Here is a 17,476-nt window from a genome sequence, read left to right as displayed (position 1 = left end):
ACTAACCATGATTACCAGCCTTGGCATTTTAATCGCACTTGTTAAACCAAACAGCAAGCATGAGAATTAAAACTAAAGCCGAAGCCCTGTCTTCGGCTTTTTTCGGCAATTGCCACATTATTTAATTAATTTCAGCTCAATCTATCTAACAAATGAAAAACATACTGATTGTATTATTTGCATCCATCGCTAGCCTTTGCAATGCTCAAAATCCTGGCCTTACTAAAAAATGGGAAGCCAATCAAAATTTAACTACCCCTGAATCGGTGCTTTATCAAGCGAAAAATAAAATGCTCTACGTTTCTCTTATTGATGGAGAAGCTGCAAAGAAAGATGGAAAAGGTGGTATTGCGCTTTTGAATATAGACGGGAGCATTAAAAAGGCTGATTGGGTTACAGGTTTAGATGCGCCAAAAGGTTTAGGCATTTTTAAAGACAAACTTTACGTTGCCGATATAGATAAAGTAATTGCAATAAATACTTCAACAGGTAAAATCATAAGTAAAGTAACAATTGAGGGTGCTGTTTTCTTGAATGATATTACAATTGATGGCAATGGGAATGTTTATGTTTCTGATACCAGAACAGGCAAGATTTATCAGATTAAAAACGGAAAGGCTACGCTTTATATGGAAAATGTAAGCAGTCCGAATGGTTTAAAATATTATAAAAATGAGCTTTATGTTTTGGCCGGGACACAACTGGTAAAGTTTAATGCTAAAAAAGAAAAAACAGTAATTGCAACAGGACTGGAAAAATCTGGTGATGGACTAGAAATTTTAAATGATGGAAGTTTTATTGCTTCTTGCTGGTCGGGCATTATTTACCACATTACTAAAGATGGAACCAAAACCAAATTACTTGATGTTCAAGGCAAAATGAATACTGCTGACATTGGAATCGACCTTAAAAATAACATAATTTACGTTCCAACTTTTAATGCTAATTCGGTTATTGCTTACGAGTTAAAAAAGTAACCTAAATCCCGTATTAGATTCATAGCCCATTGGTAGATAAAGGCATGATGGTCGTTAAATTGATTGCATGTTGAATTAAAAGACATTAATATTGTTGAAATTAAAAGGCTAAACTAATCTTTTATCCGCTGTTTTGTTATTTTTACCGCAATGGGAAAAAACATCAATCTGGAAATATTCAAACGCTTTTTTAAATCCGGACAAATAGGCGGTCTCATTCTTTTACTTTGTGTTGGGATTTCTTTAATGATTGCTAATTCATTTGCAAAAGATAGCTTTGAGCATTTTTTAGCCACTCAAATCGGTTTCGACATTGCACGTTACAGTATTCTTGCATGGATAAATGATGGCTTAATGGCCGTTTTCTTTTTATTGGTTGGACTGGAGATTAAAAGAGAACTGATTGAAGGTGAATTATCTTCTATAAAAAATGCGGCTTTACCAGTAATTGCTGCGCTGGGCGGAATGATAGTGCCTGCATTAATCTATGCCCTTTTAAACAAAAACTCAGACACTTCAAATGGTTGGGGTATTCCAATGGCGACAGATATTGCCTTTGCTTTGGCAATTATCGCTATGCTCGGCAAAAATGTACCCCCAAGTTTAAAAATATTTCTGGCTGCATTGGCTATTGTAGATGATTTAGGCGCAATTCTGGTCATTGCAATATTTTATACAAACCAAATACACTTCGAATATTTAGCATTTGCTGCAGGCATAATGGTTTTACTAACGCTGATGAATTACTTTGGTGTAAAAAACTTACTTTTCTATTTAATTCCAGGTATATTTTTGTGGTATTTTATTCACCATTCAGGTATCCATGCCACAATTGCTGGCGTATTGCTTGCCTTTGCAATTCCAACTAATGAAACGGATTTAGAATCCCCGTTAGAGAAATTGGAGCACGCTTTGACAATTCCAGTTAATTATCTGATAATGCCCGTTTTTGCTTTAGCTAATACCAATATTACGATTGAACAAAATATGTTCAGTGGCTTAACTTCTTCATTAGGCCTTGGAATTATTGGCGGTTTATTCATCGGTAAAACTGTGGGTGTAACTGGCTTTAGCTGGTTGGCTGTAAAGTTAAAATGGGCAGCATTGCCAACAGGAACAAACTGGAAACATGTCCTCGGATTGTCCATGTTGGCGGGCATCGGTTTTACCATGTCTATATTTATTGCAATATTATCTTTTGATGATGCATTACACATCGCAGAAGCCAAATTTGCAATATTAACCGCATCCATATTATCCGGAATTATTGGCTTTGCATTTTTAAAGGCAGTTAAATCTTAAAAGATTATTTCACCTCGTAATTAAATACTTTCCTGGCTAAATTGCCTTCTAGATCTACACCTTCAATAAGCATCCGATAAGTTCCGGCTTCCTGTGCATTGTAAAACTCAAATGAAGCAGTGCCTTTTTCATTGGTTACCACTAGTGGATTCCAGTATATCGTGCTGCGAAAATCTTGTTGATTATCGTCTGTTGCTGATGCATACTGTGGTGCGTAAAATTCTTTTGAAGAACTATAACCGTTAAACTGGATATTTTTTAAACCATCGGGTTGATAGTTTTTAGCTGCAACCAATCCATTTCCTTTTTTTGTAGTGATAATAATTACACCTCCAGATCCCCTTATTCCGTAAGCGGCCGTTCGGCTTACGTTTATTAACACTTCTACCGTTTCAACATCTGATGGATCAATGCCACTAACGATGCTTGGATCAAGACCTGAATTGCCGTCAATTACATACAATGGATTTCCAAATCTTTGTGCCACAGTTTTTAAATGTAGCCTATTATAGATATCATTTATCAAATTTCCTGATGTAAATTTAAGGTCTTCACTGGTAAGTATTCTATCTGCGTTTCCTGCTCCATTCAAGTTTGCAGATTCAAGAACCTTTTTTCTGCTTTGTTTTATGGTTATATCTTTTAACCTTAAGCCCTCTTCCTTAATCCCAAGTCGCTTCATTTCCTGGTAATAGTTATCATTTGCAGCATTAACCGTTAATAAGGAAACATCTAAATCTGTATCAAAATCGGCTTTGGTTCTACCTGTATTGCTTACATTCGCAAACCTCGGTTCAAGCTCTATATCTAAATCTTTAACCTTATCTGATTTTGCCTGAAGGGTAAATAAACTGCTATCGGCAAAAAAAAGGTTATTAAAGCTAAAACGACCGCTTGCATTACTAACCGTATCCATGTAAATACCACCGTTTACCTTGCTAATTAAGCCAACCTTAGCCTGCTCAAAAGGTTTGTTCCTGGATTTAACAATGCCGTTTATGCTAATACCGGTTTCGGGCAGGTATTTTAAGGGTGGTTGATTGTTGCCATTAACATCGTTCCACAAAAACCTGCGCCAACCATTGGTGAGCATTAAATTATCCAGGTTCTGGTTGGTTTTTGTATCATCAGCAGAAAAATAATAATTTGGTTTTTCAATGTAGCCTTTCAACTCTGATGTTAAAAGTAAGCTCGAGAAAATATGGCTCTCGTTCGATTCGTTTACACCTGTTTTATCTATCTGGCTAACCGATACCGAAAGATTACCAACAATCGCCTCACCGTCCCTGTCTGCTGAAACTTTAAATACGGATTTGCCTTTTTTAACTTTTGATACTGAAACCGTATCGAGCATTAAATCAAAATTCTTGTCGTGGTTTTTATTAAAAATAATGCGCTCCGCTATCGGGCTATTATCCTCAGAGAAAAGCGTAAACTGCACAATTCCGGTAGGCAATTGTTTTTTATCGATTGGAATTGTTAAATATTGCTGGCTCATTTTAACCCTCGACACATAGCAGGTACTGCCGTTTTGCTGAGCAACAATTTTAAGTTCACCCTGCCCAACTTTGTCTGCACTTGCAAGCACCTTTATCTTAACTTTATCAGAATTATCTACAGATAGTGCATAACCTGATTTTTGAGCTTGCGGTAAGGCGAATTCCTTTTCAGAGCCATCAGCAAACTTAACCTTTGCCTTGTAAGTTTTGCCCGGCTGAACATTTGTAATGAAGTTCCCCATACCAAGGTGGCTGCTGGAAAAACGGGTGATAGTGCTTCCAGATTCATCGACAATTGTACCTGAAATATTTTCCCCTCTCCCATTTGCACTCACCGCCTTAAAAGCTATCTTTTGAGCAACATCTTCTATCAAAGTGCCACCCTCTGCTAAAAACTGAACATCGGTATTTTTTGAGTTGGAAAAAACCGGAATCATTTTTTCAATCTTTTGCTTATCATCATTAGAAAAAGAAATACTTATTCTATCGTTAACCCCAAGTTTGCCGTTTTCTTTGAAGGCAATTTCTATTTCGCCATTAGCGTTGGTTTTGGCTTTACCTCGTTCAGATATTTTTTCGGCATTAAGTATATACTGTAGTTTATCTCCTGGTTTTCATAACGCTTACCCTGCACATCTGTAATCTTGATTTTGGAAATCACACTATCGCCTTTAAAACGATATTGGGTACTGGTTAAAACATTATCTGTTAAGGGCTTTGTGATTTTAATGGCTTTACCAAAAAAAGAATCTTCGCCAAAATTGCGCATATAATTCGTGTATGCCCTGATGGTGTAATTACCTTTGTCAAGGCTATCAGGAATGGATATATTTCCCCAGGCTAAACCGCCAATAACGGGCAACGTTAAACGGTGGGCCACTTTGTTATGGTCGTTAATCAGTTCAACATACATGACCTTGCTTAAATCAGAGGGTGCATTTGTTTTGGAATGGATTAAATAACCCTTTAACCAAATATCATCTCCAGAACGGTAATTAGGCTTATCCAGGTGAAGATGAATTTTTTCGTGTGCATTGCTACTGCTTAAGGTATTTAATTTATCAAGTAAGGTTAGAAATGGGTCGTTATCTTCTCTAAAAGCAGTAATAATTATGGAAGAGCAAACAAACAACAGCAAATAAGTGAATCGGGTGATTACGTTAAATTTCATATAGATAGGAATAGATGGTTACGAAATAAATGCTATTACCAAGATAACTAAACCGATTTACATTACCAACAAACTAAAAAAAAAGCCGTTACAAATTTAAATTCAACAATAAAATTTAATTTATCCTTGTTTCGATTACAACTTTCGGGGCTTTGATTACAAGCGCAAAACCCAATCAAAATAACTTTGTTTTATAATATTAATAAGATGGAAATAGATAAAATAAAATTAGGAAATCAAGGTTTGGAGGTTCCAGGCATTGGTTTAGGTTGTATGGGTATGACCGGATTTCAGGATGGAAATATGTATGGCAAGGCAGATGAAAAAGAAGCCATTGCAACCATACATCGCTCTTTAGAATTGGGAGGTAATTTTTTAGATACAGCTGATCTCTATGGTCCGTTCAAGAATGAACAATTAATAGCCAAAGCTATACATGGCAATAGAGATAAATACATTATTGCATCCAAATTTGGATGGGAAATTGATGATAATGATAAGGTAACCTGGGCCATTAACGGAAAGAAGGAATATGTAAAAAAATCAATTGAACGTTCGCTCAAAAATCTGAATACAGATTATATCGATTTATATTATATGCATCGATTGGATAAAAATACACCAATCGAAGAAACTGTTGAAGCCATGGCAGATTTGGTTAAAGAAGGCAAAATTGGTTACATTGGTTTATCAGAAGTTTCATCAGAAACGGTTACCAGAGCGAATAATATCCATCCGATAACTGCGGTACAGAGTGAATATTCATTATTTGAACGTACGGTAGAAGAACGCGGTGTATTAAATTCATTAAAAGAACTAGGCATTGGTTTTGTAGCTTATTCTCCATTGGGACGAGGTTTTTTAACTGGCGAGATTAGAAGCATTGATGATTTGCCTGTAGATGATTTCCGTAGAGCGATACCACGTTTTCAGGAAGATTATTTCTATAAAAATATAGAATTAGTAGAGGCAATAGAATCGCTGGCTGCTGAAAAAAATGTAACTTCTTCTCAACTTGCACTTGCCTGGATTATGAGTAAGGGCTTTCTGCCTATACCGGGAACTAAAAGAAGAAAATATCTGGAACAAAATATTGAAGCCACTAAAATACATCTAACAGAAAGTGAATTGTCTAAAATTGAAAGTGTAGTTCCTTTAGGCACAGACACCGGAAAGCCCTACGATGAATTTAGCATGGGTTTAATTGATTAAAGTTTTAAAGCGGCTGTATTCGCTTGAAATACAGTCGCTATTTTATTACTATATATCTAATTTTGTAAAATGAATTCAATCAAATCCATTTCAGAATTCCACCGCCTCCTTTCTCTTTCAGAGCCTTTACATCCACTAATAAGTGTTATCAACCTTAAAGAAACCATTTTTTTAGAAGATGAAGTTTGGAAAGGTTTTGTAAATCGCTTTTACTGTATCGCTTTAAAAAGAGAAGCTACGGGAAAAATTAAATACGGGCAGCAACATTATGATTATGATAAGGGTGTATTGAGTTTCACCGCGCCAAATCAGGTTCAGTATCTCGATTTGCAGACTATGGAGTGTGGTTCAGGTTACCTGCTTATCTTTCATCCGGATTTCTTGTTGAAACATTCGCTTGCTGCAACAATAAATAACTATGGCTTTTTCGATTATGCTGTAAATGAAGCGTTGCACCTTTCTGCCGATGAAGAAGATAACCTCATCAATATTTTGAAAAAGATTAATGAGGAATGCAAACACATCGACCGCCATACACAAGAGATTATTATAGCGCAACTGGAATTACTCCTTAATTATTCAAAACGATTTTACGAGCGACAATTCATCACCAGAAAAAATAATAACCACCAGATTTTAATACGTTTTGAGCAGTTTGTAGATAATTATTTTACGAATAAAGAAGCGGCTGATAAAGGTTTACTTACCGTTAAATTAATTGCCGAACATATGAATTTATCGCCAAATTACTTGAGCGATTTATTGCGTGTACACACCGGGCAGAATACACAACAGCATATCCACGAAAAATTGATAGAAAAGGCAAAAGAGCAACTCTCGACTACAAATTTATCTGTGAGCGAGATTGCATACAATTTGGGCTTTGAGCATGCGCAATCTTTCAGTACGCTTTTTAAAAAGAAAACGGATATGTCGCCTGTAGAATTTAGACAATCATTTAACTAAAAACTAAAACGTTTATCGATTCTGACTGTTATCATAATATTATTTAACCTTAAATTTTATATTATGACGATTCAACTGAATACCGACAAAAACTTAACCATACATCAGGAATACGAAGACAAAATACAAGCGCAGATAACCGAATCTTTGAATCGTTTTAGTGATTTAATAACCCGTTTGGAAGTTCATTTATCGGATGAAAATGGTAGTAAAGATGGTTTGGAAGATAAGCGTTGTTTATTGGAGGCCAGGATTTCAGGGAAAGAACCAATTGCAGTAACCAATCTCGGCAATAATTACGATTTAGCGATTGCAGGTGCTTTAAGCAAGCTAAAAAGTAAATTAGAAACAATAGCAGGAAAGCTAAAAGCTCATTAAAAAAGAAAGGCAATCTAAATAGATTGCCTTTCTTTTTTACACGACTTCCTTTTCAAGTTCTTCAATATATCCTAAAAATAATTTAAGTGCTTTCTTTCTGTCCTCCGTAACCTCAAACTGAAGTTTATTGTACAAATAATCTTCCAAATCGAAATTATCAGTTTTAGGCAGCAGTTGTAAAACTTCATTTCTATGTGCTAAACCAAGTTTTAATGCCGCGTTAAAATCATCTTTGAATGATTGAGAAATTTCTTTATTGGCTACCCAAGCCGCGTACATAAAAGGTAAGCCTGTAAAATTCTTCCACTCCTGCCCCAAATCATAAGCAAAAGCATAACCATCTTTCTTACCAAAAGTTCTGTCGCCAATTAAAACAATTGCATCAGTTTCTGCAGATGGGTCAGTTGTAAATTCAACTTTTTGCTTCCAGAAAAATTTAAGTAATACCTTCGCAAGATTATTTGACGTCCGTGAATGTGCATCCAATCTCAAAGTTTTAATATTTTCAACAGAAACACTGCTAAAAATAAAAACTGAATTTACCGCACCATCACTGCCTATACAATAATCGGCTACTATGTTTGCGTTTGGCACCAATGGAATTGCAGCAACCGGCATCAAACCGATATCAACCGCTCCACTGATTACTTTCGCCGCACACTCTGTAGGAATATCTAAACTTAAATCTATTTGATTTATAATATCGGAATGTTCTATTCCGTATATAAAGGCTTTGGTATTGGTGTACTCAACAGCCGATATTTTAATTTTATTCAAGGTATTATTTTTACTATTATCTCACTCCCGTCATGCTGAATTTATTTCAGCATCTCTCTTTAAGATTCTGAAACAAGTTCAGAATGACGTAATGCCTTACTTAACTATCCAATTACAAGCCCATCTAAATGAACCGCACTATTAAATTCTAAAACGGTAAACTTTCCATCTTCAAAACCCATTTTATATAAAACAGTATTCTGATGAGGAAACTCCGTCATTTCACTTAGTGGCTTATCGAGTAGCAAACATAAGAAAACACGCATTGCCCTACCATGCATACAAAGTAAAACAGTTTCTTCTTCTGGTCTTGAAGACAAAACTTCCATGGGTTGTTTTAAACGTTCGTAAACATCCTGAACGCTTTCTCCACCTTCGAAATGTGCAGTGTAATCGCCATGTTCCCAAGCTTGCAACATTTCACGGAAAGCATCTCTCGAATCTTCGGTATTTGGCTGCCCTTCCCAAATGCCCCACGCCAACTCATCTAAGCCAGAAAGTTTTTCCCAAGGTAATTGTGCATCTATAAACTTTTGCACCGTTTGCCAGGTGCGTTTTAAATCCGATGTGTAAATTTTATCGAAGCGGATGTCTTTATACTTTTGATAAAATGCTTCAGCTTGTGCCCTACCTGTATCGTTTAAATCAGAATTTATACCCCTACCTTGTACTATTCCTTGTCTGTTTAGTTCTGTTTCGCCATGGCGGATGATGTAAATTTGCTTCATTTTTTTAAATTATTGGATGATCAGTTAGAGAATTAATGAATGACTGAGTTTTGAAGGATTGAATTTAATAAGCATCTTGCCAAAATTCATTCATTCCATCACTCACTAATTCAATCATTAATTAACTACTGGTAATTTATAATAGGCTGGCTTTTTCTCCTCTTCAAAAACCACGTTTTCAAAATCGGTAACCACATTATATAAAGTATCGCGTTCAATGGCCTTTCTGCCAACCTGCTTAATCAGATTAACCAACTCTTTTGTGCTCATTGCCGGGGTTTGCTCTTCTGCACCGGCCATCGAATAAATTTTGGTGGTATCGTCTAATGTTCCGTCAATATCATCAACACCATAGTTTAAAGATAATTGCGCTGTTTCGCGACTAATCATCGCCCAATAAGCTTTAATGTGGTCGAAATTATCCATGTAAATGCGAGCGATTGCATAATTTCTTAAATCTTCAATTACTGATGATTCTGCAACTTCACTCATTTGATTGTGCTGATTTCTAAACTTCAAAGGAATGAAAGTTTGGAAACCACCAGTTCTATCCTGTAAGTCACGTAGTTTTTCCATGTGATCAACCCTGTGTCTGTATTTTTCAATATGACCATAAAGCATGGTTGCATTACTTCTCATACCCAATTTATGCCATTCTTCATGTATCGCTAACCACTGCTCGCCTGTACATTTATCTTTTGCAATTTGGTCTCTAACTTCAGGATGAAAGATTTCGGCGCCACCGCCTGGCATAGATTGTAAACCTGCATCCTTCATTAGTTTCATTCCAGTTGCGTAATCAACTTTTGCCTTTTTGAAAATATAATGGTATTCAACCGGGGTTAATGCCTTTACATGTAAATCCGGACGATGATCACGAATAGCAGAAAATAAATTAGCATAAAAAGTCATATCGTATTGCGGTAAAACACCACCTACAATATGAACCTCAGTTACTGGTTCATCATCGTATTTCTTAACAATATCCAGCATTTGCTCCATTGTTAATGCCCAACCTTCTTCCTTTTGCTTGATTAAGCGAGAATATGAACAGAATTTACAATCGTAAACACAAAGGTTTGTAGGTTCTAAATGGAAATTACGATTGAAATATGTTTTGTCGCCGTGTTTTGCTTCTCTAATAAAATTGGCTAAAACACCTAAGTAACCTAATTCTGCGTGTTCGTAAAGGTAAACACCTTCATCAAATGTAATCCGTTCTTGTTTAAGTACTTTGTGCGCTATGTTTTGTAGTTCAGTTGATAATGATGTATCAGCTAATATTTTTTCAACTTGCTCAGTTGTATTCATTCCTGATTTTATTTTGAACAAAAATACAATATTGAGGCGATTTGAACATCATTTTCTTGTAACAAACGATGAGGTGGCCGCAGATTAACAGATTTTTGGTTTGTAAGAAAACGTTAATAGGTTGCCACGGAAACACGGAACATACGGAAAGTATTTTCTTATTCTACCGCAAATTGGTTTGCAACAGATTAGCAGATTTTATATTTATTATTGCCAAGTGATGAAATGCATAAAATTAAGGTTGCCACGGAAACACGGAAGACACAGAAAATATTTTACTAAAATTTGTTAACCACAGATAATCTATAACAGAACACTAATAGATTGCCACGGAAACACAAAAGACACGGAAATTTTCGTTTCATTTAAATTCCGTGTAAATCCGTGTTTCCGTGGCAAAAAATAACTAAAGTATCTATGATTCCATGGCAAACCAATACAAACAAAAAAGCACCTCTTTTCAGAAGTGCTCTCGCATTATGTTTTTCGTAGGTAAATTCTAGTTAGTTGCTGGCGAAAAGGTTAAAACAATGTTAGCCGTTTTTCCACCAAACTCGATTGGAGATTTCATCACCATACTTCCTTTAGAAAGCTGGGTTAATACTAAACGATAACCTTCTGTTACATTTTTAGCTTTATCGCCCTCGTAAATTTTCTTAAACTGGAATGTTTCTTCTGATGGAGTTGCTGACCAAAAAATGGTTTGCATTACCGCACCGCAAGCGCTTGATGAGGGTAAAGTGTATGAGCCGTTTCCGCTATTTGTTAATCTCCAGATACTGCCTTGAAAACATTTATAAGACTTCTCACCAAATAAACCCTGAACCGCTTGGTCTGGCAAACCTTCTAAAGTGATGTTATTTAAAACCCAAGAACCGGTAATTGTACCTCTGCCACCATTAATACCTGTTGTTGCGTTTTTTGTTGATGAACAACTTTGTAACATTACTAAAGTAGAACATGCTATTGCGATAGCTATAAATAATCTTTTCATTTTTCGTTTAATTTAATTTCTGCGAAACTGAATACATAAATCTTGCCAAAACAATTACGAACATTAATTTAGTGCCAAATTGTTAACTTGCGTTGCAATTATTTGCATAAAAGTAAAAATCATCATGAAACCCGAAACCCTTGCTATTCACGCTTCTAATCTTGTTAAAAACACTAGCGGAGATGTTACACCACCCATAAATTTATCTACAACTTTTTTTAGAGATGAACATGGTGGTTATCCGGGTGGCCATATGTATAGTCGCGTGAGCAATCCAAACAGGTCTGCTTTAGAAAACACTGTGGCAAAACTCGAATTTGGGGAAGATGCTGCAGCATTCGCTTCTGGCAATAATTGTGGTTTAAGTTTATTTCAGGCTTTAAAACCTGGTACACATATTATTGCGCCTGATGATATGTACTGGGGCATAAAAAAGCAATTGCTTACTATTTTTAATGAGATTTTAGAATTCGATTTTATTGACCAGACGGACTTGAGTTTGATAAAATCAACGATTAAACCAAATACTAAACTTATCTGGATTGAAACCCCTTCAAATCCATTATTAAAGGTTACAGACATTGAAGAAATTTCTAAAATTGCTAAAGCTCATCAAATAACTTTAGCCTGCGACAGCACTTTTGCGTCGCCGATTTTACAGAATCCGATTTTGTTAGGCGCTGATATTGTGATGCATAGCAGCACAAAATACCTTGGCGGCCATAGTGATGTTTTAGGCGGAATCTTAGTTACTGCAAAAAAAGATGAACTTTGGGAGAAAATTAAAAATATTCAGCAAACCGGTGGCGCTGTTCCATCTCCTTTTGATTGCTTTTTACTTTGCAGAAGCATAAAAACATTAGCTTACCGAATGAAAGGCCATTGTGAAAATGGGAAAAAAGTTGCTCAGTATTTGGTAAATCACCAAAAAGTTGAGGCCGTATTTTTCCCGGGATTAGAAAGTCATCCTCAACATGAAATTGCGAAAAAGCAAATGAGAGATTTTGGAGGAATGATGTCGTTTTTGGTTAAAGGTGATGTTAATGATACGAATAAAGTTGTAAATAAGGTAAAGCTATTTGCACAAGCAACCAGTTTGGGTGGTGTGGAAAGTTTAATTGAACACCGCTATTCTGTTGAAGGACCGGATAGTAAAACGCCAAAAAATTTACTTCGGATTTCTGTCGGATTGGAACACGTTGACGATATAATTGCAGATTTAGAGCAGGCTTTGGGATAATCGAAGCGACTATAAACAGAAAAGCCCTGAATTTTTAAAATCCAGGGCTTCTTTATTTTACGACTTGTTTAAGAAAGCTCAAACTTGTAACCTACGCCTTTTACAGTAGAAACGTAACGCTCACCCAATTTCTCACGAAGCTTACGAATGTGTACATCGATAGTTCTATTTGTTACGACAACAGAATCTTCCCAAATATTTTTTAGAATTGATTCTCTGGTATAAACTTTTCCAGGTTTAGAAGCCAACAGATAAAGTAATTCAAATTCCTTTTTAGCCAAAACAACCTTGTTACCATCCTGAAAAACCAAATAAGCTTCACGATCGATTACTAAATCGCCAATTTCAAGCTTATTTTCCGATACTTCTTCAGCACCGGCATTTCTTCTTAAAATAGCATTAATGCGGCTAACCAAAGCTCTAGGTTTAATTGGCTTTGCGATATAATCATCAGCGCCAACGTTAAAACCTGCAATTTCAGAGTATTCTTCGCTTCTGGCGGTTAAGAAAACCATGAAAGTATTTTTAAACTCAGGAATGGCTCTCATTAATCGGCAAGCCTCTATTCCATCCATTTTTGGCATCATGATATCCAGAATAATTAAATCTGGATGAACCTTTTTGGCAACAGTAATACCCTCTTGACCATTAGATGCTGTAAAAACCTGATAACCTTCTTTTTTTAGGTTATACTCAATCAGTTCCAGAATATCTGGTTCATCATCAACAATTAATATTTTCTGACCTACGCTGTTCATTAGTTAAATATTTGTTACGAAAGTAGTGTCTCTGATGCAATTTCCAGTTAAGACTAAGTTAAGAAATTGTTAATAACTTAAATTAGTTTAACATTGAGTTTGTTTTAACGTAACGTTTTTGCTAAAAACGCCTCAAGTTCGTTACCACGCAAGTTTTTCGCAACAATTTTTCCATCCGGCGCAATAATATAAGATGTAGGAATTGCCTGAACCTGATATTTACGAACCGTTTCTCCATTGAAATCTTTCAGTTCAGAAACGTGTGTCCAGGTTAAACCATCTGCCTTTATCGCATTTAACCATGCTGCTTTATCCGTATCAAGAGAAATACCTAAAATATCGAAATTTTTAGTTTTGTATTGATTGTAAACTTTAACAACATTCGGATTTTCCTGACGGCATGGTTGGCACCAAGATGCCCAGAAATCAACCAAAACATATTTTCCTTTGTAATCTGCTAAACTTACTGGTTTGCCATCAACATTGTTAATGGTAAAGCCAGGCGCTACCTGACCAACCTGTACGGTTTTTAATAAAGCCATTTGTTTTACAAAGGTATCAACCGTTGCATTGCCTTTAATCTCATCTTTAATTTCATCGGCAAACTTTACCAATTCCGCTTCATATTCCTGTGGACTTAAAGTATTCATTGCGTAAAAGCTTGCCAAGGTGCCTTTGTTATCTTTTGCAAACTTAATAATACCACCATTTAATTGGTTGGTGTATGATTCATACTGCGGTTTTAATTGATCTAAAATTGCCGCCCGGTTTGAAGGTTGCTGTGCCACTTTAGCTTCAAAATCCTTTTGCAAATCTTCTACTTGTTTTGCGTAAACATTTCTCAAATTATTTACTTCTGATAACTTTTCAACTTCGTTAGCACCAGAAATTTTATAAGCCATTGTTTTATCTGCTAAATCAGCTTCTAATTTGATATCATCGCCATTTTTTGCGATTAACATAAATTCATGATTTCCGATCGAAACCCTAAAGAAATCAACGGATGGCGTTTTGCGGATAAATTTAAACTCGCCTTTTTCTGATAGGTTTGTTGAATCAATGGCAACCATTTGGCTACTTTCCATTCCGTATAAGAAAACTTTCTTCTCCGCTCCCGGATTTTGGAAAGTTCCATCAATATTAAAACTATCTTTAGGTTTACACGCTGTAAAAGCTACCGCAATTAGTACGATAAGACTTAAGTTTTTTAATCTCATTATTTTAGTTTTTCAAGTATTAATTCATTTAATTTTTTGGCATCGGCCTTTCCTTTTGCCAGTTTCATTACATCACCAACAAATAAACCTAGAACACCTTTCTTACCTTTTTTAAAGGCCTCAACCTGTGCAGGATATTTGCTTAAAACTTCATCAATAAAACCGCTTAATTCATCGCTATTTTCAGAAATCAAGAGGTTTAGAGCTAGTGCTAAATCAGCAACGTTTACTGCATCTTTTTGTTCTATCGCCGGCAATAATTGTTGTACGGCAATTTGTTGCGTTAGCTTTTTATCATCTACCAGATTAATCGCATCAGCAAGTTGTTTTGGTTTAACTTTATAATCTGCAATCGTAATTCCTTTTTCACTCAAAACAGCTCTAATGGGACCAATTAACCAGTTTATTAAAGTTTTCTTCGTGTTTACAAAGGGCAAACCTTCATTAAAATAGTTCAATAGATCTAAATCCTCGGCAAATAGCGCTGCATCAGCTTTGCTGATACCAAATTCTGCGACCATTTGCTTGCTAATTTCATTTGGTAGTGCCGGCATAGCCGATGTAATTTCAGCTAACCAATCATCTGAAATGTAAATCGGTTGCAAATCGGGGTCTGAGAAGTAACGATAATCATTAGCTTCTTCCTTGGTGCGCATTGGCGATGTTGTACCCTTATCCGCATCAAAATTTAAGGTACTTTGGATAATTTTTCCGCCCTTAGAAATTACTTCTACTTGTCTGCCGAATTCGAACTCCATAGCTCTACGTACGTTACGCATCGAGTTTAGGTTTTTTACTTCACAACGCGTTCCAAATTCAGTAGTTCCGCTTTCGCGGATAGAAATATTTGCATCGCAGCGCAAGCTCCCCTCTTCCATATTTCCATCGCTTACATTTAAGTGGCGCACCAATTTTCGAATTTCGCTAAGCAAAGCTGATGCTTCTTCCGCACTGCTTATATCAGGTTCGGTTACAATTTCGATTAAAGGAACGCCCGCCCGATTTAAATCAACCAAAGAATAATTATCATCCTGGTCGTGTATGCTTTTACCAGCATCCTCTTCCAAATGGATTCTATTAATTCCAATTTTCTTTGTTGAACCATCGCTGAGCTCAACTTCTAAAAATCCGTTTACACAAATCGGCTGGTTGTCTTGCGTAATCTGATATCCTTTAGGTAAATCGGCATAGAAATAGTTTTTTCTATCAAAATGATTAACCTGATTAATTGTACACTTTAAAGCTAACCCAATACGCACCGCTTTTGCTACAACTTCCTTATTTAATTTAGGTAAAGCACCTGGTAGAGCCAAAGATACCGTAGAAATATTTTGATTTGGCAAAGCACCAAAAGAAGCACTATCAGCAGAAAATATTTTTGTATTGGTATTTAACTGAACATGAATTTCCAGTCCTGAAACGAGTTCGTAGTTTTTATCTTGTAAAGGCATTAAAGCTCTATGTATCGTTTTAAAATATGTTAAACAATCAGAAAGATGATTTTCCAGCTAACCAATGTTAAACGGATTTATCGCTGTTTAAATTCCTCAAATATAGTTAAAGAATGTTAAAACGAATTGTCGCAATTAAACTACTGTGTAACCTCATTGTCTATTTCGATAATTAACACACACCAGAAACCTTAAATTTTAAATTTTATGAAAAAGTTAGTATTATTTGCTGCAGTTCTGATGGTTTCATTATTCAGCATAAACAATGCAAAGGCACAGGTTAGCCTTAACATTAATATTGGCTCACAACCAGTTTGGGGACCGACAGGATACGACCATGTAGATTATTACTATTTCCCGGATATTAATGCATATTATTACGTTCCAACTGGCCAGTATATATATGCTAATGCTGGTCGCTGGGTTTGGGTAAATAATTTACCGGCTCAATTTAGAAACTTTGATGTTTACCGTTCGTACAAGGTTGTAGTTAACGAACCTAGACCTTATTTAAGGAATAGTGTTTACGTAGCCAGATATAGCAAATTTAAAAACTATGCTGGCCGCCAAACCATTATCAGAGATAGTCGCGATACTAAATATTACGTGGTAAAGGGTCATCCAAATTATAACGTTAATAAAACCGTAGTGGTAAACAATAACCGACCAATACGCACACAAAAAACTGTTATAAATAGTCGTAAGGATAGCCAATCGAACAGAAATAATCATAATGGTAGAAATAATAGCCGCCCAGAACGAAACAGTAATCAAAGAGGAAATGGCAGAGGATAATAAGTATTAGTTGTGGCGAGGGAGTTTCGAAAGAAGCTCCCTTTTTTGTTACAATAATGGTTTTGGCACAGCGTTTGAAATTGCATAGATACACACAAATTAAATTTAGATTATTATGAAAAAGTTACTAATCATCTCCGCGATAGTAGGTATCGTGGCTTTAACATCAAAAGAATCTAACGCTCAGGTAAGTTTAAATGTTAACATCGGTACGCAGCCTGCATGGGTTCCGGTTGGATATCAAAACGTAAATTATTATTACCTACCCGAAGTACAATCTTATTATTACGTTCCGCAAAGGCAGTTTGTTTATTTAAGTGGTAACAGATGGGTTAGAACCAGACATTTACCTGCACGATATAGAGGCTACGATTTGCACCGAGGCAGAAAAATTGTTGTTTACGGGAACAGTCCTTATCGAAGTTATAACACGCACAGAGTAAGGTATTCTACTCAAACAAATTATTATAGAACTTCATATGGTGGCGGTGGAAATCGTGTAAAATATGTAGCACCAAGAAGAACAACTTACAAAACTGTAAAATATATTAACAGAGGTCACGATTTTCATGGAAGAGGCAGAGACCACCATGATAGAGGACGTGGCAGAGGTAGACATTAAAATAAAAAAAGAGGCTTTCGGGCCTCTTTTTTTTATATAGAGAAATCCAATTTGTCCGAAAACAGACAACAAAGATTT

17 protein-coding genes are annotated in these 17,476 nt (G+C 35.9%); 8 read left to right on the top strand and 9 right to left on the bottom strand.

Translation table 11 applies throughout. From position 1 onward, the window contains the following. Positions 1-152: 152 nt before the first annotated feature. Positions 153-977: an ATP-binding protein gene (locus R2Q16_RS11335; RefSeq protein WP_316737139.1), complete on the top strand. Its 825-nt coding sequence runs from the start codon at positions 153-155 to the stop codon at positions 975-977. 150 nt (positions 978-1,127) lie between these two features. After that, positions 1,128-2,279, top strand: a complete 1,152-nt coding sequence (gene nhaA / locus R2Q16_RS11330) for a Na+/H+ antiporter NhaA (RefSeq protein WP_316737138.1) — start codon at positions 1,128-1,130, stop codon at positions 2,277-2,279. A gap of 4 nt (positions 2,280-2,283) precedes the next feature. Here the strand turns inward: nhaA and R2Q16_RS11325 are convergent, their stop codons facing one another. After that, a complete protein-coding gene (locus tag R2Q16_RS11325; RefSeq protein ID WP_316737137.1) occupies positions 2,284-4,215 on the bottom strand; it encodes a TonB-dependent receptor in 1,932 nt (643 codons plus the stop codon). 89 nt (positions 4,216-4,304) lie between these two features. Further along, entirely contained in the window at positions 4,305-4,949 is a 645-nt protein-coding gene (locus tag R2Q16_RS11320; RefSeq protein WP_316737136.1) for a hypothetical protein, read from the bottom strand. A gap of 207 nt (positions 4,950-5,156) precedes the next feature. Between R2Q16_RS11320 and R2Q16_RS11315 the strand changes: the two genes are divergently transcribed. The 3 genes from R2Q16_RS11315 to R2Q16_RS11305 all read left to right on the top strand — a co-directional run bounded on the left by R2Q16_RS11315 (position 5,157) and on the right by R2Q16_RS11305 (position 7,505). Further along, the gene (locus tag R2Q16_RS11315; RefSeq protein WP_316737135.1) at positions 5,157-6,161 is read left to right on the top strand and encodes an aldo/keto reductase; all 1,005 of its coding nucleotides are present in this window, start codon (positions 5,157-5,159) and stop codon (positions 6,159-6,161) included. 69 nt (positions 6,162-6,230) lie between these two features. Continuing rightward, a complete protein-coding gene (locus tag R2Q16_RS11310; RefSeq protein WP_316737134.1) occupies positions 6,231-7,127 on the top strand; it encodes a helix-turn-helix transcriptional regulator in 897 nt (298 codons plus the stop codon). A 63-nt stretch (positions 7,128-7,190) separates the two neighbouring features. Then, a complete protein-coding gene (locus R2Q16_RS11305; protein ID WP_316737133.1) occupies positions 7,191-7,505 on the top strand; it encodes an HPF/RaiA family ribosome-associated protein in 315 nt (104 codons plus the stop codon). 36 nt (positions 7,506-7,541) lie between these two features. Here the strand turns inward: R2Q16_RS11305 and R2Q16_RS11300 are convergent, their stop codons facing one another. The 4 genes from R2Q16_RS11300 to R2Q16_RS11285 all read right to left on the bottom strand — a co-directional run bounded on the left by R2Q16_RS11300 (position 7,542) and on the right by R2Q16_RS11285 (position 11,315). Next, positions 7,542-8,282 carry a menaquinone biosynthesis protein gene (locus R2Q16_RS11300; protein WP_316737132.1) on the bottom strand — a complete coding sequence of 247 codons (741 nt, stop codon included), beginning with the start codon at positions 8,280-8,282 and terminating at the stop codon, positions 7,542-7,544. A 104-nt stretch (positions 8,283-8,386) separates the two neighbouring features. Continuing rightward, positions 8,387-9,010 (bottom strand): histidine phosphatase family protein, encoded by a 624-nt coding sequence (locus tag R2Q16_RS11295; protein ID WP_316737131.1) that lies wholly within the window; start codon positions 9,008-9,010, stop codon positions 8,387-8,389. A 117-nt stretch (positions 9,011-9,127) separates the two neighbouring features. After that, on the bottom strand, positions 9,128-10,321 hold the full coding sequence (mqnE, locus tag R2Q16_RS11290; RefSeq protein ID WP_316737130.1) for an aminofutalosine synthase MqnE: 1,194 nt from the start codon (positions 10,319-10,321) through the stop codon (positions 9,128-9,130). Positions 10,322-10,820: 499 nt separating this feature from the next. After that, positions 10,821-11,315, bottom strand: coding sequence for a hypothetical protein (locus tag R2Q16_RS11285; RefSeq protein ID WP_316737129.1), 495 nt, complete (start codon positions 11,313-11,315; stop codon positions 10,821-10,823). Between the two features lie 124 nt (positions 11,316-11,439). Between R2Q16_RS11285 and R2Q16_RS11280 the strand changes: the two genes are divergently transcribed. Further along, positions 11,440-12,555 carry a PLP-dependent aspartate aminotransferase family protein gene (locus tag R2Q16_RS11280; RefSeq protein WP_316737128.1) on the top strand — a complete coding sequence of 372 codons (1,116 nt, stop codon included), beginning with the start codon at positions 11,440-11,442 and terminating at the stop codon, positions 12,553-12,555. Positions 12,556-12,623: 68 nt separating this feature from the next. Here R2Q16_RS11280 and R2Q16_RS11275 read toward each other — a convergent pair whose 3' ends face one another. From R2Q16_RS11275 to gatB, 3 genes are all read right to left on the bottom strand, one after another. Beyond that, a complete protein-coding gene (locus R2Q16_RS11275; protein WP_316737127.1) occupies positions 12,624-13,313 on the bottom strand; it encodes a response regulator transcription factor in 690 nt (229 codons plus the stop codon). Between the two features lie 104 nt (positions 13,314-13,417). Further along, positions 13,418-14,530: a redoxin domain-containing protein gene (locus R2Q16_RS11270; protein WP_316737126.1), complete on the bottom strand. Its 1,113-nt coding sequence runs from the start codon at positions 14,528-14,530 to the stop codon at positions 13,418-13,420. After that, positions 14,530-15,981, bottom strand: coding sequence for an Asp-tRNA(Asn)/Glu-tRNA(Gln) amidotransferase subunit GatB (gatB, locus tag R2Q16_RS11265; protein ID WP_316737125.1), 1,452 nt, complete (start codon positions 15,979-15,981; stop codon positions 14,530-14,532). The genes R2Q16_RS11270 and gatB overlap by 1 nt, the downstream gene beginning before the upstream one ends. 207 nt (positions 15,982-16,188) lie before the next feature. Between gatB and R2Q16_RS11260 the strand changes: the two genes are divergently transcribed. Both R2Q16_RS11260 and R2Q16_RS11255 read left to right on the top strand, forming a co-directional pair. Further along, the gene (locus tag R2Q16_RS11260; RefSeq protein ID WP_316737124.1) at positions 16,189-16,776 is read left to right on the top strand and encodes a hypothetical protein; all 588 of its coding nucleotides are present in this window, start codon (positions 16,189-16,191) and stop codon (positions 16,774-16,776) included. Positions 16,777-16,891: 115 nt separating this feature from the next. Continuing rightward, positions 16,892-17,398 (top strand): hypothetical protein, encoded by a 507-nt coding sequence (locus R2Q16_RS11255; RefSeq protein WP_316737123.1) that lies wholly within the window; start codon positions 16,892-16,894, stop codon positions 17,396-17,398. Positions 17,399-17,476: the final 78 nt, after the last annotated feature.

The sequence above is a fragment of the Pedobacter aquatilis genome, assembly GCF_032678425.1.
In the GTDB taxonomy this organism is placed as follows: Bacteria; Bacteroidota; Bacteroidia; order Sphingobacteriales; family Sphingobacteriaceae; genus Pedobacter; species Pedobacter aquatilis_B.
Note: the sequence above shows the minus strand (reverse complement) of the source record. Positions and strands in the feature narration are given on the sequence as shown.